This window comes from Amycolatopsis sp. NPDC003731 (assembly GCF_053586895.1).
The window spans coordinates 15,616-39,367 of sequence record NZ_JBSFNC010000040.1 but is presented as its reverse complement, the minus strand read 5'-3'; the positions used below and the strand labels follow the sequence as shown (position 1 = coordinate 39,367).

The window sequence follows — 23,752 nt, the reverse complement described above, 5'->3', positions numbered from 1 at the left end:
CGGCCGACCTGGGCGGTAACCCCTAACGCGCCCCTAAGAAACGCCAGGTCGAGCCGCAGTTTCGGGCGGTTAGGGGTTGGAGCGGCCGTCGGCGCCACCGTAGTGTTCGGTGAAACTGGGGAATGGCTTTGAGCGAAGAATGAGGGCGATCGATGGGTGCGGTGACCGTTCTGCCGGACGACGCCCGGTACGCCGATCTCGTGCGCGGGGTCAACCAGCGCTGGGTCGGCAAGCCCGACTACGTCCGCGTGCCCACTTCCACCGAAGAGGTGGTGGACGCGGTGGGCACGGCCGTGCGCGAAGGACGGCGGATCGCGGTCCGCAGCGGCGGTCACTGCGTCGAGGCGATGGTCGGCGCCCCGGACGTCCAGGTGGTCCTCGACCTGTCCGAACTGAACCGGATCGGCTTCGACGCCGAGCGGAACGCCTTCTTCGTCGAGCCCGGCGCCACTGTCGGCCAGGCCTACCGGACGCTCTACAAGCGCTGGGGCGTCACGATCCCGGCCGGGTCGTGCCCGAGCGTCGGCCTGGGCGGGCACATCGCGGGGGGCGGGTACGGCCCGCTGTCGCGGAAGTTCGGGTACGTCTCCGACCACCTGTCCGCGGTCGAGGTGGTGGTCGTCGACGCCGACGGCACCGCCCGCGCGGTGGTCGCGACCAGCGACCCGGGCGACGACAACCACGACCTCTGGTGGGCGCACACCGGCGGGGGCGGCGGCAACTTCGGCGTCGTGACGCGCTACTGGCTGCGGATCCCCGGCGCGATCGGCGCCCCCGAGGCACTCCTGCCCACCCCGCCCGCGCGGCTGCTGGTGCAGCAGGACGTCTGGGTCTGGGACATGCTCGACGAAACCGCGTTCACGCGCCTGCTGCGCAACCACGGCGAGTGGTACGAGCGCCACAGCGACCCCGGTTCCCCGTACGAAGACCTCTACAGCGGCCTGTGGTGCGGGACGCGCGCGTCCCAGTTCGTCGCCATGTCGACACAGATCGACAGTGCTGCCCCGAACGCGGCCGGCCTGCTCGACGACTACGTCGCCGCGGTCCACCGCGACCTCGGTGTCGCGCCGGCGCTGAGCAGCCGCCAAGAGCTGCCGTGGCTGCACGCGACGTCGTGGGGCGGTATCGCCGACAGCGGCGACCACACGCTGAGCTTCAAGATCAAAGCCGCCGACCTGCGGAAACGCTGCACCGACGAGCAAGCCGCCAAGTTGTATGCGCACCTGCTGCGCGAGGACTACGGCAACCACCGCGCCGGCGTGATGTTCGTCGGCTGCGGCGGGCGGATGAACGCGCTGTCGCCCACCGACACCGCCATCGCCCAGCGGGACAGCATCCTCAAGCTCGTCTACTCCACCCACTGGGACGCCTCCGAGCAGGCCGAACCGCATCTGGCGTGGCTGCGTGAGTTCTACGCCGACGTCTACGCCGGGACGGGCGGTGTGCCGGTGCCGGACGAGCGCACCAACGGGTCCTATGTGAACAACCCGGACTTCGACGTCCAGGACGAGCGGTGGAACTCTTCCGGGCTGGCCTGGCACGAGCTCTACCACCAGCACAACTACCCGCGGCTGCAAGCGGTCAAGGCGCGGTGGGACCCGGGCGACGTGTTCCGCAACCCGTTCTCCGTGCGGCTCCCCTGAGCCCGACCCCGGGAGGTAACGAGTGGCCACCCCGACCCTGACCACCGAGCACGAGCACACCGGCCGCAGCCACGACGTCGTGCCGCTGATCGTCTCCGCGGACAGCAAGGCGGGACTGCGGTCGAAGGCCCACCGCCTCGCGCGGTACCTCGCCGACCACCCGGACACGCCGTTCGAGGCGTTCGCGCGCTCGGTCGCCGCCGAGGACACCGGCCGGGCCCACCGGGCCGTGCTGCTGGCCGGCGACCGCGACGACGGCCGGCGCGGGCTGGACACGCTGGCCGCCGGCCAGAACCCGCCCGACGTCGTGCGCGGCAGCGCCCGGCGCGCCGAGCGGGTCGTGTTCGTCTTCCCCGGCCAGGGGTCGCAGTGGCCGGGCATGGCGCTCGACCTGCTGGACTGGTCGCCGGTGTTCGCCGCGGAACTCGCCCGCTGCGACGCCGCCCTGGCCCCCTTCGCCGACTGGTCCATTGTGGACGTCCTTCGGGGACGTCCCGGCGCGCCGACCCTCGACGGCGGCGCCGGCATCGTGCAGCCGGTGCTGTTCGCGGTGATGGTGGCGCTGGCCGCGCTTTGGCGCGCGCACGGCGTCGAACCGGCCGCCGTCGTCGGGCACAGCCTCGGCGAGGTCGCCGCCGCCTGCGCGACCGGCGCTCTGTCCCGAGAGGACGGGATGCGCGTGGCCGCGCTGTGGAGCAGCGCGCAGGCGACCCTGTCCGGCCGCGGCGACATGATCTCGGTGCCGCTGCCGGTGGCCGAGGTGCGCTCCCGGCTGACCGGCCGCGACGGCCTGGACATCGGCGCGGTGAACGCGCCCTCGTGGGTGATCGTCTCGGGCGACTCCGCCGCGGTGGCGGACCTGCTGGCCGACCTGACCGCCGGGGGCGTCCGGGCCCGGCGCATCCCGGTCGGGCTCGCGGCCCACTCGCGGCACATCGACGACATCCGCGACCGGCTGCTGGCCGACCTCGCCCCGCTGACCCCGGTGTCCACCGTGATCCCGTTCCACTCCACGGTGACCGAAGGCCCCCTCGACACCGCCGCGCTCGACGCCCGCTACTGGTTCCGCAACCTGCGCAACCCGGTCCGTTTCGACGAAGCCACCCGCGGGCTCGTCGAAGAGGGGCACGGGGTATTCGCCGAAATCAGCCCGCACCCGGTGCTCACGGTCGCGGTGCAGGACACGGTCGACGCGCTCGATGGCCGGGCCGTCGTGCTCGGCACGATCAGCCGCCGCGAAGACGGCCCGCGCTCGTTCCTCGGCTCGCTCGCCGCGGCCTACGTCTCCGGCGCCAGTGTCGACTGGACCGCGGCCTTCCCCGGCGGGGCCGAACCGGTCGCCTTGCCGGAGTCCGGTTCGGACGCGACGGTCGCGGCCGCCGGCCTGCTGGCCGCCGGGCACCCGCTGCTCGGCGCGGCCGTCGAGCTCGCCGAAGACGGTGGCTGGCTGTTCACCGGCCGCCTCTCGGCCGCGCAGCACCCGTGGCTGGCCGGGCACACCGTGCTGGGCCGGACCGTGCTGCCGTCGTCGGTGCTCGTCGAACTCGTCCTGCACGCCGCGTCCGAGCTGGGCTGCGCCCGGATCGAGGAGCTCACCCAGCACCTGCCGGTCGTCTTCGCCGAAGAGGCCCTGTGCCTGCAGGTGCGGATCGGCCCGGTCGACGACGCCGGGGCGCGCCGGATCGGCGTGTTCGCCCGGCCGGACTCGGTCGGCGCCGCCCAGGGCGGGCCGTGGACGCGGCACGCCACCGGGATCATGGCCGAGACCGCCGGCTCGGCGGCCGGCCCGGAACCCCGGGACTGGCCGCCGTCCGGGGCGGTCGCCGAGGACGCCGGCACCGCCCGGGACCGCTTGCGCGCGCACGGCATCGAGCTGGGCCCCGAGTTCGGCGGCCTGACCGGCGCCTGGTCCCTCGACGGCGAGCTGTTCGCCGACGTCGTGCTGCCGGCACCGGCCGGAAGCGGCGCGGGCTACGGCATCCACCCGGCTTTGCTGGACTCGGCGCTGCAGGCGGTCGCGCTGTTCCCCGCCGCGGCGGAGTCCGACGGCTGGCTCGCGTCCTCCTGGAGCGGGCTGGCCCTGCACACGGCCGGCGCGCCGGCGTTGCGGGTCCGGGTGCGCGCCACCGGTCCGGACTCGGTGTCGGTTTCGGCCACCGACCTGGTGGGACGGCCGGTGTTCTCCGCCGAGAACGTCGTGCTGGGCGCGTTGCCGCAAGCGTACGTACTGGCCCCGCACGCCGCACCGGCCGGCCGTGGCGCGCACGACGGCGGGTTCGCCGCGAAGGTCGCCGCGCTGCCCGGGCCCGCTCGCGCGGAACTGCTGCTGGACCTCGTCCTCGAGCACACCGCCGCGGTGCTCGGCCGGGACACCGCCGTCGGCGACGACACCTTCACCGAGCTCGGCTTCGAGTCGCTGACCGCGGTGGCGCTGCGCAACCGGCTCGCCGAGGCGACCGGGCTGAAGCTGCGCACCACCCTGGCCTTCGACTACCCGACCCCGGCCGCACTGGCCGGGCACCTCCTGGACGCGCTGAGCCCCGCGGACTCCGACGTGCTGGCCGACCTCGACCGGCTGGAGGAGGCGCTGCTGGGCGAGCCGGGCGGCCCGCTGCACGGCCGGGTGAAGGTCCGGCTGCGCGACCTGCTGTTCCGGCTGGACGGCGCGGGCGAACCGGACGGCTCCGGTGACACGCCGCTCCACACGGCGTCGGACGACGAAATCTTCGCACTGCTCGATCGGGAGCTCGACCTGTCCTGAGGCGGGTCAGGCGGACAACGCAGAGAGTTGACGGCACATGGCGAACGAGGACAAGCTCCGCGACTACCTGAAGCTGGCCACGGCGGACCTGCGCCAGGCCAAGCAGCGGTTGCGGGACTTCGAGGCGCGGGAGACCGAGCCGATCGCGATCGTCGGCATGGGCTGCCGCTTCCCGGGCGGGATCGAGACGCCGGAAGCGTTGTGGCGCCTGGTGTCCGCGGGTGAGGACGTCATCGGGGACCTGCCCGCCAACCGGGGCTGGGCGTCGCTCTACGACCCGGACCCGTCGCGGCCCGGCACGTTCTCCATGCGCGGCGGCGCGTTCCTGCACGACGCCGACCGGTTCGACGCGGGGTTCTTCGGCATCTCGCCGCGTGAGGCCCTGGCCATGGACCCGCAGCAGCGGCTCCTGCTGGAGACGTCGTGGGAGGCCCTCGAACGCGGCGGTATCGACCCGCGGACGCTGAAGTCCAGCCGTACCGGCGTCTTCGTCGGGGCGATGCAGCAGAACTACGCGCCGAGCTCGCACAAGGTGCCCGAATCGGTCGAGGGGCACCTGCTCACCGGCACGATCACCAGTGTCGCCTCCGGCCGGATCGCCTACGTCCTCGGCCTGGAAGGGCCCGCGGTCACCGTCGACACCGCGTGCTCGTCGTCGCTGGTCGCGCTGCACTGGGCGGTGCAGGCGCTGCGCCGCGACGAGTGCTCGCTGGCGCTGGCCGGCGGGGTGACGGTGATGGCGACGCCGGGCATCCTGATCGAGCTCAGCCGGCAGCGGGCGCTGTCGCCGGACGGCCGGTGCAAGCCGTTCTCCGCCGACGCCGACGGCTTCGGGGCCGCCGAGGGCGCCGGGATGCTGGTGCTGGAACGGCTGTCGGACGCTCAGCGTTACGGGCACCCGGTGCTCGCGGTGGTCCGCGGCTCGGCGGTCAACTCCGACGGTGCGTCGAACGGCCTCAGCGCCCCGAACGGGCCGTCGCAGGAGCGGGTCATCCTCGACGCGCTCGCCAACGCCCGGGTGGCGGCGAGCCAGGTCGACCTGATGGAGGCGCACGGCACCGGCACCCCGCTCGGCGACCCGATCGAAGCCCAGGCGCTGCTGGAGACCTACGGTCGCGGCCGGTCGCCGGAACAACCGCTTTGGCTGGGGTCGGTGAAGTCCAACATCGGGCACACCCAGGCCGCGGCCGGGGTCGCCGGGGTGATGAAAGCGGTGCTGGCGCTGCAGCACGCGACGCTGCCGGCGTCGAAGCACGCCAGGCGTCCGACGTCCGAAGTGGACTGGTCGGCGGGCACGCTGCGGCTGCTGGACACCGGCGTCGAGTGGCCGGTCCGCGAGCACCCGCGGCGGGCGGCCGTGTCGTCGTTCGGCATCAGCGGCACCAACGCGCACGCCATCCTCGAAGCCGCCCCGCCTTCCGAGCCCGTCGAGCCCGCTCCGGTGCCCGCGTTCGTCCCGTGGGTTCTGTCGGGTCGCACGGCGGAAGCCCTGCGTGCGCAGGCGGCTCTTCTGTCCGATGTGGACTCGGGGCTGTCCGAGGCGGGCTACTCGCTCGCCGTGACGCGGGCCCGGTTCGAGCACCGGGCCGTCGTGGTCGGTCAGGACCGGGCCGAGCTGCTGCGCGGGCTCGCCGCCGTCGCCGCGGGCACGCCGGACGACGCGGTGGTGTCCGGGGTGGCCGGGAAGCCCTCCAAGGTCGCGCTGGTGTTCCCCGGTCAGGGCTCGCAGTGGGCCGGGATGGCCCTGGAGCTGGCTTCGTCCTCACCGGTGTTCGCGGCCCGTCTGGACGAGTGCGCGGCGGCGTTGGATTCCTTGGTGGACTGGTCGCTCCGGGACGTCCTGGCCGACGCCGACGCGCTGACCCGGGTCGACGTCGTGCAGCCCGCGCTGTTCGCCGTGATGGTGTCGCTGGCCGAACTGTGGCGCTCCTACGGTGTCGTGCCCGACTCGGTGGTGGGGCACTCGCAGGGCGAGATCGCGGCGGCCGTCGTCGCGGGGGCACTGTCCCTTGAGGACGGTGCTCGCGTGGTGGCGCTGCGCAGCAAGGCGATTCTCGCCTTGGCCGGACGCGGTGGCATGGTCTCGGTGGCCGCCTCCCTCGACGCCGTCGAGGCGCGGCTGACCGACGGCCTCTCCATCGCAGCGGTGAACGGTCCGGCCGCGGTGGTGGTCTCCGGTGAGCCGGATGCTCTCGCCGAGCTCATCAAGGCGTGCGAGGCCGACGGCATCCGCGCCAAGCGGATCCCGGTGGACTACGCGTCGCACTCCGCGCAGGTCGAGGAGATCCGCGACGAACTCCTGAGCGTGCTCGCCCCGATCACCCCGCGCACCGCCGAGACGGGCTTCTTCTCCACCGTCACCGGCGACTGGGCCGACGGCGCCGAGCTGGACGCGGAGTACTGGTACACCAACCTCCGGAGCACCGTGCTGCTCGACGACGCCGTCCGGACGCTGGCCGAACGCGGCTTCGGCACGTTCATCGAAGCCTCGCCGCACCCGGTGCTGACGATGGCCATCGGCGAGACGGCGACCGCCCTGGGCACCCTGCGCCGCGGCGACGGCGGCCTCGCCCGGTTCCAGCGGGCCCTGGGCGAGGCGCACTGCGCGGGCGTCCCGGTCGACTGGACCCCGGCGTTCCCCGGCGCGCACCGCGTGGACCTGCCCACCTACCCCTTCCAGCGGGAAAGCTTCTGGCTGCGCACCGAACGCGAGGCGCCCGCCGACGCGGGGTTCTGGGACCTGGTGGACCGCGACGACCTCGCGGGCACCCTCGGCGTCGCCGCCGACGCGCCCCTGGACGAGGTCCTCCCGGCACTGGCCGCGTGGCGCCGCCGCCGGACCACCGAATCCACTGTGGACTCCTGGCGGTACGGGATCACCTGGCCGGCCGCGGACCTGCCCGCCGCGACACCGTCCGGGCGCTGGCTGGTCGTCCGCGCCGACGACACCGGTGGCCAGGACGTCGTGGACACCCTGGCCCGCACGGCCGACGTCGAGACCCTCGTCCTGAGCTCGGCCGACGACCGCGCCGCGCTGGCCGAGCGGCTCACCGGGCCGTACGACGGCGTGCTGTCGCTGCTCGCCGCCGACGAGCGCCCGCACCCCGAATTCCCGGAAAGCCCGGCCGGGCTGATCCTGACCCTCGTCCTGGCCCAGGCGCTGGGCGACGCCGGGGTCACCGCGCCGCTGTGGGTGCTGACCCGCGGTGCGGTCCGCACCGGGCCCGCCGACGAGCTGCCGGGCCTCGAACAGTCGCTGCTCTGGGGCCTCGGCCGCGTCCTGGCGCTGGAACACGCCGACCGCTGGGGCGGCCTGGTCGACCTCACCCCGGAGCCCGGCCCGGCCGAACTCGACCGGCTGGGCCGGATCCTCGCCGCGCGCGGTGACGAAGACCAGCTCGCCGTCCGTCCGGGCGGCTTCCGCGTCCGGCGCCTGCGCCCCGCCGGCCGAAGCGACCGGCCGCGTCCGTGGCGGCCCGAAGGCACGGTGCTGGTCACCGGCGGCACCGGCGCGCTCGGCACGCACGTCGCCCGCTGGCTCGCCGCGGAAGGTGCCCCGCACCTGGTCCTGACCGGCCGCCGCGGCCCGGACGCGCCCGGCGCCCGCGAGCTCGCCACCGAACTGGAGGCGCTCGGCACCCGCGTCACTTTGGCCCGCTGCGACGTCGCCGACCGCGATGCCCTCGCCGCGCTGCTGACCGGCCTCGACGAGCCGGTCCGTTCGGTGTTCCACGCCGCGGGCACCGTCGAGCTGCTGCCGGTGACCGAGACGACCCTGCCGGGGTTCGCCGAGGTCGTCCGGGCGAAGGTCGCCGGGGCCCGGCACCTCGACGCCCTGCTCGGCGACGACCTCGACCGGTTCGTGCTGTTCTCCTCGATCGCCGGCGTCTGGGGCAGCGGCGACCACGCGGCCTACTCCGCCGCCAACACCTTCCTCGACACCCTCGCCGAGCAGCGCCGGGCCCGCGGCGCGACCGCGACGTCGATCGCCTGGGGCGTCTGGGCGCCGACGGACATCGAAGGCCGGGGCGGGATGTCCGAGGGCGTCGACTCCGGTCAGCTGGCCCGCCGCGGCCTGCCGCTGATGGACCCCGCCACGGCGATCACCGCGCTGCACGAAACCCTCGGCCACGACGAGACGTTCACCGTGCTCGCCGACGTCGACTGGGCCCGGTTCCTGCCGGTCTTCACGGCCGGCCGCGCCCGCCCGCTGTTCGACGAGCTGCCCCAGGTGCGCCACGTGCCGGACGCTCCGGCGCCGGAGTCCACGCCGTTGGCGCAGCAGCTCGCCGGGCTGTCCGGTGGCGACGTCGACCGGGTGCTCCTGGACCTGGTCCGCGCGCAGGCCGCCGCGGTGCTCGGGCACGCGAGCGGCGACGCCGTCGAGCCGGACCGGCCGTTCACCGACCTCGGCTTCGACTCCCTGACCGCGCTCGACGTCCGCAACCGGATCGCCGCCGCGACCGGCCTGCGGCTGCCCGCGACGCTCGTCTTCGACCACCCGACGCCGCTCCGGCTGGCCGCGCACCTGCGGGACCTGGCGCTCGGCACGCGCGCCGAGCCGGTCGCCGTCACCCGGGCCGCGGCCGCCGACGACCCGATCGCCATCATCGGCATGGGCTGCCGCTATCCCGGCGGCGTCCGATCGGCGGACGACCTGTGGACCCTCGTCGCCGAAGGCCGTGACGCCATCTCCGGATTCCCCACCGACCGCGGCTGGGACCTGGCGAAACTGTTCGGCGACGCGGACGAGCAGGGCACGTCGACCGTCCGCGAAGGCGGCTTCCTGCACGACGTCGCCGACTTCGACGCCGGCTTCTTCGGGATTTCCCCGCGCGAGGCCCTCGCCATGGACCCGCAGCAGCGGCTGCTGCTGGAGATCGCGTGGGAGACCATCGAGCACGCCGGCATCGACCCGGCCACGCTGCGCGGCGAGCCCGCGGGCGTCTTCGTCGGCGCCAACTACCAGGACTACCACGCCCGGATGCGGGAGATCCCCGACGGCCTCGAAGGGCACCTGCTCACCGGCAGCGTGTCCAGCGTGCTGTCCGGCCGGGTCGCCTACACGCTCGGGCTGGAGGGACCGGCGCTGACCATCGACGCGGCCTGCTCGTCGTCGCTGGTGGCGTTGCACCTGGCCGCGCAGGCCTTGCGCCGCGGCGAGTGTTCCCTGGCCCTCGCGGGCGGGGTCGCGGTGATGCTGACGCCGTCGTCGCTCACCGCCTTCAGCCGCCAGCGTGGCCTGGCCGCCGACGGGCGCTGCAAGGCGTTCGGCGCCGGAGCCGACGGCATGGGCATGGCCGAAGGTGCCGGTCTGGTGCTGGTCGAGCGGCTGTCCGATGCGCGGCGCCTCGGCCATCCGGTGCTCGCCGTGCTGCGCGGCAGCGCCCTGAACCAGGACGGGGCCTCCAACGGCCTCAGCGCCCCCAGCGGCCCGGCCCAGCAGCGCGTCATCCGGGCGGCCCTCGCCGACGCCGGACTGTCCACAACGGACGTCGACCTGGTCGAAGCCCACGGCACCGGCACGGCACTGGGTGACCCGATCGAGGCGCAAGCCCTCCTGGCCACCTACGGCCAGGACCGGTCGGCACCGCTGTGGCTGGGCTCCCTCAAGTCGAACATCGGCCACACCCAGGCGGCGGCGGGCGTCGCCGGGGTCATCAAGACCGTGCAGGCGCTCCGGCACGGCGTGCTGCCACGAACGCTGCACGCCGAGACGCCGACGTCCCATGTGGACTGGGAAGGCGGCTCGGTACGGCTGCTCGATTCGCCGCGTCCATGGGAACGATCGCAACCGCGCCGGGCGGCGGTCTCGTCGTTCGGCATCTCCGGCACGAACGCCCACGTCATCCTGGAACAGGGAGACGCCGGTCTCGCGCCCACGCCCGAGCCTGCCGTGGTGCCGTGGGTGCTGTCCGCGAAGACGGCCGAGGCCTTGGAGGCGCAGGCCGTCGCCCTCCGGGATGTCGGGGGCAGCATCGCCGACGTCGCATTCTCCCTGGCGGCTTCGCGCACCGGCTTCCCGCACCGCGCGGTCGTCACCGGTGATCGGACGACGTTGCTCAGCGGGCTTTCCGCGCTGGCCGAGGGGCTTCCGGCGGCCAATGTGGTCACCGGGACGGCGGTCCCGGGCCGGACCGCGCTGGTGTTCCCCGGCCAGGGAGCGCAGTGGGCGGGCATGGCCCTGGAGCTGGCGGAGTCGTCGCCGGCGTTCGCGGCGCGGCTCGACGAGTGCGCTGTCGCTTTGTCGTCCTTTGCGGACTGGTCGTTGCGTGACGTCCTGGCCGACGCCGAGGCGCTGGCCCGCGTCGACGTCGTCCAGCCCGCGTTGTGGGCCGTGATGGTGTCGCTGGCGGAGCTGTGGCGCTCGTTCGGCGTCGTGCCGGAAGCGGTGGTGGGTCACTCGCAGGGCGAGATCGCCGCCGCCGTGGTTTCGGGAGCGCTGTCCCTTGAGGACGGCGCTCGGGTGGTTGCCCTGCGCAGTAAGGCCATCCTGGCGTTGGCCGGCGGTGGCGGCATGGTCTCCGTCGCGGCACCGCGGGAAGCGGTCGAGGCGCGGCTGACCGACGGGCTGTCGATCGCCGCGGTGAACGGCCCGGCCGCCCTCGTCGTCTCCGGCGAACCCGGCGCGTTGGACGCGCTGATCGCCGCGTGCGAGGCGGACGGCGTGCGCGCCAAGCGGATCCCCGTCGACTACGCGTCCCACTCGGCGCAGGTCGAACAGCTCCGCGCCGAACTCCTGGACGTCCTCGCCCCGATCCGGCCGCGGACCGGCGGCATCCCGTTCTTCTCCACCGTCACCGGCGGCTGGCTAGACGGTGCCGAGCTGGACGCCGGATACTGGTACACGAACCTCCGCGAGACCGTCCGGCTCGACGTCGCGGTGCGCACGCTCGCCGCGGAGGGGTTCGCCACGTTCGTCGAAGCCTCCCCGCACCCCGTGCTGACCACGGCGATCGGCGAGACCGACGGCGTCGAGGCGCTCGGGTCGCTGCGCCGCGACGACGGCGGGTACGAGCGGTTCCTCCGGTCGCTCGGCGAGGCGCACGTGCGCGGGGTCGCGGTGGACTGGACGCCCGCGTTCCCCGGCGCGCACCGCGTCGAGCTGCCGACCTACGCGTTCCAGCGCCGCCGCTACTGGCTCGACGCGGGCACCGCGGCCGCCGACCCGGTGGACGCCGCGTTCTGGGCCGCCGTCGACGGTCTCGACCTCGACGCCGTCGCGGGCACCCTCGACATCGCACCCGGCAGCACCCTGGCCGAGGTCCTGCCCGCGCTGACCCGGTGGCGCGACCGGGCTCGCACCGCGTCCGAAGTGGACTCGTGGCGCTACCGCATCGAGTGGAAGCCCGTCGCCACGCCATCGGCGCCCGAGCTGTCCGGGCGCTGGCTGGTCGTCGTCCCGGACGGCGCCGACGCCGGTGTCCCGGCTGCCCTCGCCGCCCACGGGGCCGAGCCGGTCGTGACTTCCGATTTCACCAGCGCCGAAGGGTACGCGGGGGTCGTCTCGCTGCTCGCCCTCGACGAAACCGGTGGCGCCACCGCGAACCTCGCGCTGGCCCAGGCCATGGCCGGGACCGGAACGCCGTTGTGGCTGTTGACCCGCGGCGGCGTCACCGGCGACGGGATCTCGCCCGCCCAGGCGATGACGTGGGGCCTGGGCCGGGTGATCGGCTTGGAACTCCCCGGCATCTGGGGCGGCCTGCTCGATCTGCCCGCCGAGCCGGACGCGGCGACCGCGGCGTTGCTCGCCGCCGCACTGTCCGGAGTGGACGCCGAGGACCAGCTCGCGATCCGGCCGTCCGGGCTGCTGGCCCGCCGCCTGGTCCGCGCGCCCGTCACCCCGCCGGCGCAGCGGTGGAAGCCGCGTGGCACGGTCCTGATCACCGGCGGCACCGGCGCACTGGGCGGCCACGTCGCCCGCCGCCTCGCCGCCGACGGTGCCGAGCACCTCGTGCTGACCAGCCGCCGCGGCCCGGACGCTCCCGGCGCGGCCGACCTCGAAGCCGAGCTTTCCGCGCTGGGCACGCGGGTGACGATCGCCGCCTGCGACGTCGCCGATCGCGACGCCCTCGCCGCGCTGCTGGCGGGCCTGGACGAGCCGGTTCGGGCGGTCTTCCACGCCGCCGGGCTCCCGCAGGCCACCCCGGTGATCGACACCACCGCGGCCGAGTTCGCCGCCGTGACCGAAGGCAAGGTCGCCGGCGCCCGCCACCTCGACGAACTGCTCGGCGACGACCTCGACGCCTTCGTCCTCTTCTCCTCGAACGCCGGGGTGTGGGGCAGTGGTGGCCAGGGTGCCTACGGCGCGGGCAACGCCTACCTCGACGCCCTCGCCGAGCAGCGTCGCGCCCGTGGGGCCGCCGCGACCTCGGTCGCCTGGGGCTTCTGGGGCGGCGGCGGCATGGCGGGTGACGTCGAACTGGAGGACCAGCTGCGCCGCCGCGGTCTCCGCGAGATGGCGCCGGAAGCCGCGGTCGAGGCGCTCTGCCAGGCCCTCGACGCGGAGGAGGTCTTCCTGGCCGTCGCCGACGTCGACTGGGCCCGGTTCGCGCCCGGCTTCACGCTTTCGCGGCGGCGTCCGCTGATCGAGGACATCCCCGAGGTCCAGGCGCTGCCGGCCGAAGAGCCGGAGGCGACGCGGCCGGCCCTGGCCCACCGGATCGCCGGACTGGGCGAACCCGAAGCCCGGCGGCTGCTGCTGGACCTCGTGCGTGGCCAGGCCACCTCGGTCCTCGGCCACGACTCCCCGGCGGCCGTCCCGGCCGGACGCGCGTTCCGCGAACTGGGCTTCGACTCGCTGACCGCGGTCGAGGTCCGCAACCGGATCAACGCGGCCACCGGCCTGACCCTGCCCGCGACACTGGTGTTCGACCACCCGAACCCGGCCGCGCTCGCCGGCGAACTGCACCGGCTGCTGCTGGGCCGCACCGAAACCACGGCGGTGACCTCGGTCGCGGCCGTCGACGAACCGATCGCCATCGTCGCCATGGGCTGCCGGTTCCCCGGCGGTGTGCGCTCGCCGGAAGACCTCTGGCGGCTGGTCGCCGACGGCGTCGACGCACTGACGGAGTTCCCCCTCGACCGCGGCTGGGACCTGGCTTCGTTCGGTGACGCCGACCTCGCCGGTGTCGGCGGGTTCGTGGCCGGCGCGGCGGACTTCGACGCGGGCTTCTTCGGCATCTCACCGCGCGAAGCCCTGGCGATGGACCCGCAGCAGCGGGTGCTGCTGGAGACGTCGTGGGAGGTCTTCGAACGCGCCGGGCTCGACCCGGCCGGCCTGCGCGGCAGCCGCACCGGCGTCTTCGTCGGGGCCAGCACCTCGGGCTACGGCGCCGACCTCGAGTCCGGCTCGGAGGGCTACCTGCTCACCGGCGAGGCACCCAGCGTGATGTCCGGGCGGCTCTCCTACACCTTCGGGCTGGAGGGGCCGGCGGTCACCGTCGACACGGCGTGCTCGTCGGCGCTGGTCGCGATGCACCTGGCCGCGCAGTCGCTGCGGCAGGGTGAGTGCACCCTGGCGTTGGCCGGCGGGGTGGCGATCATGGCCAAGCCGATGGCGTTCCTGGAGTTCGCCCGCCAGCGCGGCCTGGCCGCGGACGGCCGGGTCAAGGCGTTCGCCGACGCGGCCGACGGCACCGGCTGGGGCGAAGGCGTCGGCCTGATCCTGCTGGAACGGCTGTCGGACGCGCAGCGCAACGGCCACCCGGTGCTCGCCGTGGTCCGCGGTTCGGCGGTCAACCAGGACGGTGCGTCGAATGGCCTGAGCGCACCGAACGGCCCCTCCCAGCAGCGGGTGATCCGGGCCGCGCTGGCCAACGCTGGTCTGTCCACTTCGGACGTCGACGCCGTCGAGGCGCACGGCACCGGGACCCGGCTGGGCGACCCGATCGAGGCGCAGGCCCTGCTGGCCACCTACGGCCAGGACCGTGCCACGCCGCTGTGGCTCGGCTCGGTGAAGTCGAACCTGGGCCACACGCAGGCCGCGGCCGGAATGGCCGGTGTGATCAAGACGGTCCTCGCCCTGCGGCACGGGCTCCTGCCGCGCACCCTGCACGTCGACGCCCCCTCGTCCCAAGTGGACTGGACGGCGGGGGCGGTCTCGCTGCTCACCGAGGCACGCGACTGGCCTCCGGTCGATCGCCCGCGCCGGGCCGGCGTCTCGGCGTTCGGCGTCAGCGGCACCAACGTGCACGCGATCCTGGAGCAGGCCCCGGCCGTCGCACCGGAGCCTTCTCCTGCGCCGACCCGGGCGTTGCTGCCGTGGGCGCTGTCCGCCCGTGATCCGGAGGCACTGGCCGCGTTGACCGCGCAGGTCCGCTCGCTGGACGCGAACCCGGTGGACATCGGGTATTCGCTGGCCACCACCCGGGGTCGGCTCGACCACCGCGCGGTGCTGCTCGGCGACGACGTCATCACCGGCAAGGCCGATCCGGACGCGTTGCTGGCCGTGCTGTTCACCGGCCAGGGTGCCCAGCGGGCCGGCATGGGCCGCGAGTTGTCCGAGCGGTTCCCGGTCTTCGCGTCGGCGTTCGACGCGGTGCTCGCGCACTTCGGTCCGGAGCTGCGTGCGGCCTTCGACGACCAGGACCTCCTCGACCGGACGGAACACACCCAGCCCGCGCTGTTCGCGATCGAGGTCGCGTTGTTCCGGCTGGTTTCTTCCTGGGGCGTGCGGCCGGATTTCGTGGCCGGCCACTCGATCGGCGAGATCTCGGCCGCCCACGTCGCCGGGGTGCTCTCACTCGAGGACGCCTGTCGCCTGGTCGCGGCTCGCGCGTCCCTGATGCAGGCCCTGCCCGCCGGTGGCGCGATGGTGGCGATCGCGGCGTCCGAAGCCGATGTCCTGTCCGCGGTGGACGGTTGTGACGGAGTCGCCATCGCGGCGGTGAACGGCCCCTCGTCGGTGGTGATCTCCGGGGTGGCCGCCGTGGTGCTCGACATCGCCGCGGGGTTCGCCGCGGACGGCGTCAAGACGCGGCGGCTCGCCGTGAGCCACGCGTTCCACTCGCCGCTGATGGACCCGATGCTGTCCGCGTTCCGCGCGGTCGCCGAAACCCTGACGTACCACCCCGCGGAAATACCGGTGGTCTCGAATGTGAGCGGTGCTCTCGCTTCGGCGTTCTCGGCGGAGTACTGGGTACGCCACGCCCGGGAGGCGGTCCGCTTCGCCGACGGCGTCGCGACCCTGCAAGCCGCCGGCGTCGGCGTTTTCCTCGAACTGGGCCCCGACGGGGTGCTCAGTGCCCTGATCGACGGCACCGCCGTCCCGGCGCTCCGGCGCAACCGCTCCGAAGAGAGAGCACTGCTCTCGGCGGTGAGCACTGCTCACGTCCACGGTGTCGATGTCGACTGGGCCGCGTTCTTCCCGGGCGGCCGCCGCGTCGACCTCCCGACGTACCCGTTCCAGCGCGAACGCTACTGGCCCCGGCCGGGCGCCGTCCGAGGCGACCTCGGCGCGGCGGGCGTGGGATCGCTCGAGCACCCGCTCCTCGCCGCCGCGGTCGAGCTGGCGGGCGACGAGGGGACGGTCCTCAGTGGACGGCTGTCCCTGGAGACGCACCCATGGCTGGCCGGGCACGCGTTGTCCGGGACGGTCCTGCTGCCCGGTACGGCGCTCCTCGAACTGGCGATCCAGGCGGGCGACCAGGTGGGTTGCGACGTGGTGGACGAGCTGACCTTCGCGGCGCCCCTGGTGCTGCCCGCCCAGGGTGCGGTGACGGTCCAGGTCACGGCCGGTCAGGAAGACCCGGCCGGCCGCCGCCCGATCACGGTGTCCTCCCGCCCGGCCGCTTCGGACGCCGGCTGGACCCGCCACGCGACCGGCAGCGTCAGCCGCGTGGCCACCCGGGAAGGAGCGGCCGGGTCGCCGCCGGGCGTGCCTCAGGCCCCGGGCGCCGCGGGCGAGGCCGGCGCGCGCCACCCGCAGTGGCCGCCCGCCGGCGCCGAGCCGGTCGACCTCGACCCGCTCTACCCGCGACTCGCCGCGATGGGCTTCGACTACGGCGAAGCCTTCAACGGCCTGACCCGCGTCTGGCGCACCGGCACCGAACTCTTCGCCGAAGTCGCGCTCCCGGAACCCTTCGAGCCCACCGGCTTCGCCCTCCACCCCGCCCTGCTCGACGCCGCCCTGCACCCGCTCGGCCTCGGCGTCGTCACCCCCGACGACGGCACCCCCCGCGTCCCCTTCTCCTTCACCCGGGCCGCGGTCCACGCCACCGGCGCCACCGAGCTGCGCGTCCGGCTGGCTCCGGCGGGGGAGAACGCCGTCACCCTCACCGCCTGGGACGCCACCGGCGCACCCGTCGTCACGGTCGGCGAGCTGCTCCTGCGCCCGGTCGCCCCCGCGGCGGCGACCGTCCCCGACACGCTCTTCGAACAAACCTGGACCGAGGTCACCGCCGATCCCGCCGCACCGCGCGAGGACCTCGTCTTCGCTCCGGTCACCGGCGGCGACGTCCGCGAGACCACCGCCCACGTCCTGGAGACCCTCCAGGCCTGGCTCGCCGAAAACCGGCCGGGCCGGCTCGTCGTCGTCACCCGGGGTGCGGCCGACGGCGACCTCGCGGCCGCGGCAGCCGGGGGCCTGGTCCGGTCCGCGCAGTCCGAACACCCCGGCCGATTCCTCCTCGTCGACGTCGACGACGACCCGCGCTCCCAGACCCTCCTGTCCACAGTGGACATCTATGGTGAGCCTCAGCTGGTCCTGAGGGAAGGCACCGCGAAGGCGCCCCGGCTGGTCCGCGCGACCGGGATGCCGCTGACCCCCGTCGGCGACCACTGGCGGCTGACCACCACCGGCACCGGCACCACCGACGGCCTGGCCGTGGTCCAAGCTCCCGAAGCGCCCCTGGGCGAAAACGACGTCCGCATCGAGGTCCGCGCGGCCGGCCTGAACTTCCGCGACGTCCTCATCTCCCTCGGCATGTACCCCGACCCCGCAGCCCGCCTCGGCTCCGAAGCGGCGGGCGTGGTCGTCGAAGTGGGCGCCGGAGTCGCCCACCTCACGCCCGGCGATCGCGTGTTCGGCCTGGTCGACGACGCCTTCGCCCCGCGCGCCGTCGCCGACGCCCGCCGGCTGGCGCCGATCCCCGCCGGGTGGACGTTCCCCGAGGCGGCCACCGTCCCGGTCGCCTTCGTCACCGCCTACTACGGCCTCTTCGACCTCGGCGGACTGAAATCGGGCCGGTCGGTGCTCATCCACGCGGCCGCGGGCGGCGTCGGCATGGCCGCCGTGCAGCTCGCCCGCTGGAAAGGTGCCGAAGTCTTCGCGACGGCGAGCGAGAGCAAGCACGCCGTGCTGCGCGACCTCGGCCTCGACGACACCCACCTGGCCGGCTCCCGCACCCTGGAGTTCCGCGACCGGTTCCCGAACGTCGACGTCGTCCTGAACTCCCTGACCGGCCCGTTCATCGACGCCTCCCGCGAGCTGCTCGCCCCCGGTGGTCAGTTCGTCGAACTGGGCAAGATGGACGTCCGCGACGGTCACCACACCTTCGACCTCGGCGACCCCGGCCCGGACCGGATCGCGGCCATCCTCGCCGACCTCCTGGCCGCCTTCGGCCGCGGTGAGCTGACGCCGTTGCCGCTGCGGGCCTGGGAGCTCGGCCGGGCGGCCGACGCCTTCCGGTTCGTCAGCCAGGCCAAGCACGTCGGCAAGAACGTGCTCACGCTGCCGCGCCCGGAACCGGCCGGCACCGTGCTCGTCACCGGCGGCACCGGCACGCTCGGCGCCGCCGTGGCCCGGCACCTCGCCCGCCGCCCGGGCGTCCGGCGGCTGGTGCTGGTGAGCCGGCGGGGACCGGACGCGCCCGGCGCCGCCGGGCTGTGCGAAGAACTGACCGCGCTCGGCGCCGAGGCGATCGTGGTCGCCGGCGACGTGGCCGAGCCCGGCTTCGTGGCGGACGTGCTGCGGGGGATCCCCGCCGAGGCGCCGCTGATCGGGGTGGTGCACGCCGCCGGGATCCTCGACGACGGCGTGCTCGAAGCGCAGACACCGGCCCGGGTGGCCTCGGTGCTTCGCGCCAAAGTGGACGGCGCGTCGGCGCTCGGCAGGCTGACCCGGGACCACGACCTGGCCTGGTTCGTCCTGTTCTCCTCGGTCGCCGGCCTCGTCGGCGCGGCCGGCCAAAGCGGGTACGCCGCCGCGAACAGCGCCCTGGACGCACTCGCCGTGCAGCGGCGCTCCCAAGGCCTGCCCGCGGTTTCCCTCGCCTGGGGCCAGTGGGCGCTCGGCAGCGCGATGACCGGCAAGCTCGGCGACCGCGACCGCGACCGCATCGGGCGCGCCGGTATCCGGCCACTGTCCACTGAGGACGCACTGGCCGCGCTGGACGCCGCCATCGGGCTCGGCCGGCCGGTCGCCGTGCCGATGCGCCTGGACCTCGCCGCCCTCCGCGTGGCCGACGACCTCGCCCCGCTGTGGCGCGGCCTCGTGCGCACGCCGGTCCGCCGCGCCGCCGTTGCCGGCGAAAGCTGGGGCGACCCCGAGGAAGCCCGCGGAAAGCTCTTGGACCTGGTCCGCAAGCACGTCGCGGCCGTGCTGGGGCACGCGAGCCCCGACACGGTCGACCCGGCGCGGGCGTTCAAGGACGCCGGTTTCGACTCGCTGACCGCGGTCGAGCTGCGCAACCGGCTCGCCACCGCGACCGGCCGCACGCTGCCCGCGACCCTCGTCTTCGACTACCCGAACCCCGCGGCGCTGGCCGAATTCCTGCTGGCGGGTACCGAACCCGCCGCGGCCCCGGTGCTTCCCGCGGCCCGCGTGCCGGACGACGACCCGATCGCCATCGTCGCGATGAGCTGCCGCTTCCCGGGTGACGTCGACTCGGCCGACGCCCTGTGGCGGCTGGTCGCCGAGGGCCGCGACGCCATCGGCGGCTTCCCGGCCGACCGCGGCTGGCCCGTCGACGAGCTCTACCACCCGGACCCGGCGCACCCGGGCACGTTCTACGCCACCGGCGGCGGCTTCCTGCCCGGCGCCGCCCAGTTCGACGCGGCGTTCTTCGGCATCTCGCCGCGCGAAGCCCTGGCCATGGACCCGCAGCAACGGCTGCTCCTGGAAGTCTCGTGGGAAGCCATCGAGCGAGCGGGCGTCGACCCGGGCACGCTGCGCGGCAGCAACACCGGGGTGTTCATCGGCGCAGCCCACTCCGGGTACGCGGCCGGAGCGCCGGCCGCGGACGGCGTCGAGGGGCACCTGCTCACCGGCAACGCGGGCAGTGTCCTGTCCGGGCGGGTCGCCTACCACCTGGGGCTGGAGGGGTCCGCGGTCACCGTGGACACGGCGTGTTCGTCGTCGCTGGTCGCGCTGCACCTGGCCGGGCAGGCGCTGCGGGCGGGCGAGTGCGACCTGGCGCTGGCCGGTGGCGTCGCGATCCTCGGGACGCCGGACATCTTCGTCGAGTTCAGCCGCCAGCGGGGCCTGTCCGCGGACGGCCGGTGCAAGGCCTTCGCGGACGCCGCCGACGGCACCGGCTGGAGCGAAGGCGCCGGCATGGTCGTCCTCGAACGGCTGTCGGACGCGCGGCGCAACGGCCACGAGGTCCTGGCGCTCCTGCGCGGCTCGGCGGTCAATTCCGATGGCGCGTCGAACGGCCTGACCGCGCCGAACGGGCCGTCGCAGCAGCGCGTGATCCGCGCGGCGCTGGCGAACGCGGGCCTGACACCGTCCGATGTGGACGTCGTCGAGGCCCACGGCACCGGGACCACCCTGGGCGATCCGATCGAGGCGCAGGCGGTGCTGGCGACCTACGGCCAGGACCGGTCGACGCCGCTGTGGCTCGGTTCGCTGAAGTCGAACCTCGGGCACACGCAGTCGGCCGCGGGCGTGGCCGGGGTGATCAAGATGGTGCTGGCCATGCGCCACGGCGTGCTGCCGAAGACGCTGCACGTCGACGCGCCGTCGACCCGGGTGGACTGGGCGTCGGGGGCGGTCGAGCTGCTCACCGAGCAGCGTCCGTGGCCGCCGGTGGATCGCCCGCGCCGGGCCGGCGTCTCGGCGTTCGGCATCTCCGGCACCAACGCGCACGCCATCCTCGAACTGCCCGCCGAGCCGGCTCCGGCCGCGGTGGCGCCGCCGGAGCCGCCCGTGGTCGCCTGGGCGTTGTCGGCGAAGGGCGAACCGGCGCTGCGAGCCCAGGCCCGCAAGCTGGCCGCGGTGGACGCCGCTCCGGCGGCGGTCGCCGGAGCGCTGCTCACCCGCGCCCGGTTCGACGAGCGCGCCGTCGTGCTCGGCCGTAGCCGGGCCGAGTTGCTCGCCGGGCTGGCCGCGCTGGCCGCCGGAGAGGCCGCGCCCGGAGTCGTTCGCGGCACGGCGTCGCCGGGCAAGCTCGCGGTGCTGTTCACCGGCCAGGGGGCGCAGCGGGCCGGCATGGGCCGCGAGCTGTACGACCGGTACCCGGTGTACGCGGAGGCATTCGACGAGATCTGCGCCGAGTTCACCGTGCCGGTGCGGGACGTCGTGTTCGGGGACGCGCCGGGCCTGGACGAAACCGGGTTCACCCAGCCCGCGCTGTTCGCCGTCGAGGTCGCGTTGTACCGGCTGTTCGAGTCGTGGGGCGTCCGGCCGTCGTTCGTCGCCGGGCACTCGATCGGCGAGCTGGCCGCGGCGCACGTCGCCGGGGTGTTCTCTCTGGAAGACGCGTGCCTGCTCGTGTCGGCCCGCGCGGCGCTGATGCAGGCGCTGCCGAAGGGCGGCGCGATGGTGTCGATCGCGGCGCCGGAGTCCGACGTCCGCCCGCTGCTGACCGACCGGTTGGCGATCGCCGCCGTCAACGGCCCGGCGTCGGTGGTCGTCTCGGGCGGCGAACCGGACGTCCTGGCCGTTGCCGCGGCGTTCGCGGACCGGGGCGTCCGGACCAAGCGGCTCAGCGTCAGCCACGCGTTCCACTCGCCGCACCTGGACCCGATGCTCGACGAGTTCCGCGCGGCCGCCGACAAGATCACGTACCACCCGGCGGAGATACCGGTGCTCTCGAATGTGAGCGGTGCTCTCGCCGAGCCGTTCACGGCGGACTACTGGGTCCGTCACGTCCGCGAAGCGGTCCGCTTCGCCGACGGTATCTCCACTTTGGACACCGCCGGCGTGGACGTCTTCCTGGAGCTGGGCCCGGACGGCGTCCTCAGCTCGATGGTGCGCGACAGCGTGCCGGACGCCGTGGTGGTCCCGTCCCTGCGGCGCGACCGGCCCGACGGCGAGGCGGCGCTGACGGCGCTGTCGACGCTGTTCGCCCACGGCGCGCCGGCCGACCTGGGCGCGGTCTTCGGGCCCGCCGGTCGCGTGGACCTGCCCACGTACGCCTTCCAGCACGAGCACTACTGGCTGGAGCCGGCGGCTCCCGCGGCGGACACGGCGTTCTGGTCGGCGGTCGAGCGCGAGGACGTCGGCGAGCTCGCGGGAGCGCTGGCGATCGACGAGGACCAGCGCGCGTCCCTGACGGCGCTGCTCCCGGCGTTGTCGTCCTGGCGGCGGCAGAGCGACGAGCGGTCCGTTGTGGACGGATGGCGCTACCGGGTGTCCTGGGAACCGGCCCGCTCCACGCCCGCGACGCTCTCGGGTCGCTGGCTCCTGGTCGTCCCGGCCGGCGAAGCCCTCCTGGGGGACGAGATCGCCGCAGCCCTCACCGCACACGACGTCGCATGCACGCGGCTCGACAACCCGGCCCCCGGCGAACTCGCCGAGGCGGCCCGGACCGCGGACGCGGTTTTGTCGCTGCTGGCGCTGACCTCCGGCCCGGACGCGGTCGTCCCGCCCGGAGTGGCGGCCACGCTCGAGTTGCTCCGCGCGGTGCCGGACGTTCCGGTGTGGACGGTCACTCGCGGCGCGGTGTCCATCGGCGACCAGGCGCCGGACGCGGTGCAGGCCCAGGTCTGGGGACTCGGCCGGACCGCGGCCCTCGACCGCCCCCACGCCTGGGGCGGCTTGATCGACCTGCCCGAAGCCGTCACCGACCGTCTCGGCGAACTCCTGGTCCAGGCCCTCGCCGACCCCGCCGAAGACCAAGTCGCCCTCCGTGCGGACGGCCGGTTCGTCCGCCGTCTCGTCCCCGTCACCGGCGCACCCACCGGACAGCCGTGGCGACCCCGCGGCACGGTGCTCGTCACCGGCGGCACCGGTGCCCTCGGCGCGCACGTCGCCCGCTGGCTCGCCACCGCGGGCGCCGATCGGGTTGTCCTCACCAGCCGCCGCGGCACCCAAGCGCCCGGCGCGGAAGACCTCGCCACCGAGCTCGCCGGCCTGGGCGCCGAAGTCACCATCACCGCCTGCGACGTCGCCGACCGCACCGCGCTCGCCGCCCTGCTCGACGACCTCCGCGATGACTTGACCGCCGTCGTCCACGCCGCCGGCGCCGGGGGAGCGACCCCCCTCGACGACCCGGACCTCGGAGCCTTCGCGGAACTCCTGGAAGCCAAGGTCGCCGGCGCCGACAACCTCGACACGCTCCTCGGCGACACCGAACTCGACGCCTTCGTCCTGTTCTCCTCGATCGCCGGCGTCTGGGGCAGCGGCCGCCAAGCCGCCTACGCCGCGGCCAACGCCCACCTCGACGCGCTCGCCGAAAACCGCCGTGGCCGCGGGCTGGCCGCGACCGCGCTCGCCTGGGGTCCGTGGGCCGACGGCGGCATGGCCGCCGACCACGACGCCGAGGACTACCTCCGCCGCCGCGGCCTCACCCCCCTGCGGCCCGCCCTCGCCGTCCGGGCCATGGCCGGTGCGGTCGGCCGCGGCGAGACCGCGCTGACCCTGGCCGATGTCGACTGGACGCGGTTCGTGCCCGCCTTCACCTCCGCCCGCCCGAGTGCCCTGCTGCTCGGCGTGCCGGAAGCACGGACGGTCGTGGAAGCCGAGATCCCTGAAACCGACCTGCGCGAGCAGCTGACCGGACCGGACGCCGAACGGACGCTGCTCACCCTGGTCCGCACCGAGGCGGCGGCCGCGCTGGGGTACCGCGGGGCCGACGCCGTCCCCGCCGCGCGTCCGTTCACCGAGCTGGGCTTCGACTCCCTGACCTCGGTCGAGTTCCGCAACCGCCTCGCCGCGGCGGCCGGCGTGCCCCTGCCCGCGACGGTCGTCTTCGACCACCCGACCCCGGCGGCGCTCGCCCGGCACCTCCTCGGCGTCCTGCGGCCCGACCGCGCGGCCGATCCCGAGGAAGCCCGGATCCGGGAGGCCCTCGCCACCGTGCCGCTGGCCCGCTTCCGCGACGCCGGGCTGATGACCGCCCTGCTGGAGCTGGCCGGCCTCGACGACGGCGAGACCGGCACCGGCACCGTCGACGACCTCGACGCCGAAGCGCTGGTGCGGCTGGCCCTCGACGGTACCGATTCCCGATGACCCACTCCTGGA

General features: G+C 74.7%; 3 protein-coding genes. All 3 read left to right on the top strand.

Features of this window, described 5'->3' with window-relative positions; all coding sequences use genetic code 11:
• Positions 1–152 precede the first annotated feature (152 nt).
• The 3 genes from ACWDN5_RS18835 to ACWDN5_RS18825 are packed head-to-tail and all read left to right on the top strand — an operon-like array spanning position 153 to position 23,740.
• Positions 153–1,643, top strand: a complete 1,491-nt coding sequence (locus ACWDN5_RS18835) for an FAD-binding oxidoreductase (protein WP_449677212.1) — start codon at positions 153–155, stop codon at positions 1,641–1,643.
• 22 nt (positions 1,644–1,665) lie between these two features.
• Positions 1,666–4,404 (top strand): acyltransferase domain-containing protein, encoded by a 2,739-nt coding sequence (locus tag ACWDN5_RS18830; protein ID WP_449677211.1) that lies wholly within the window; start codon positions 1,666–1,668, stop codon positions 4,402–4,404.
• Between the two features lie 37 nt (positions 4,405–4,441).
• Positions 4,442–23,740 (top strand): type I polyketide synthase, encoded by a 19,299-nt coding sequence (locus ACWDN5_RS18825; RefSeq protein WP_449677210.1) that lies wholly within the window; start codon positions 4,442–4,444, stop codon positions 23,738–23,740.
• Positions 23,741–23,752: the final 12 nt, after the last annotated feature.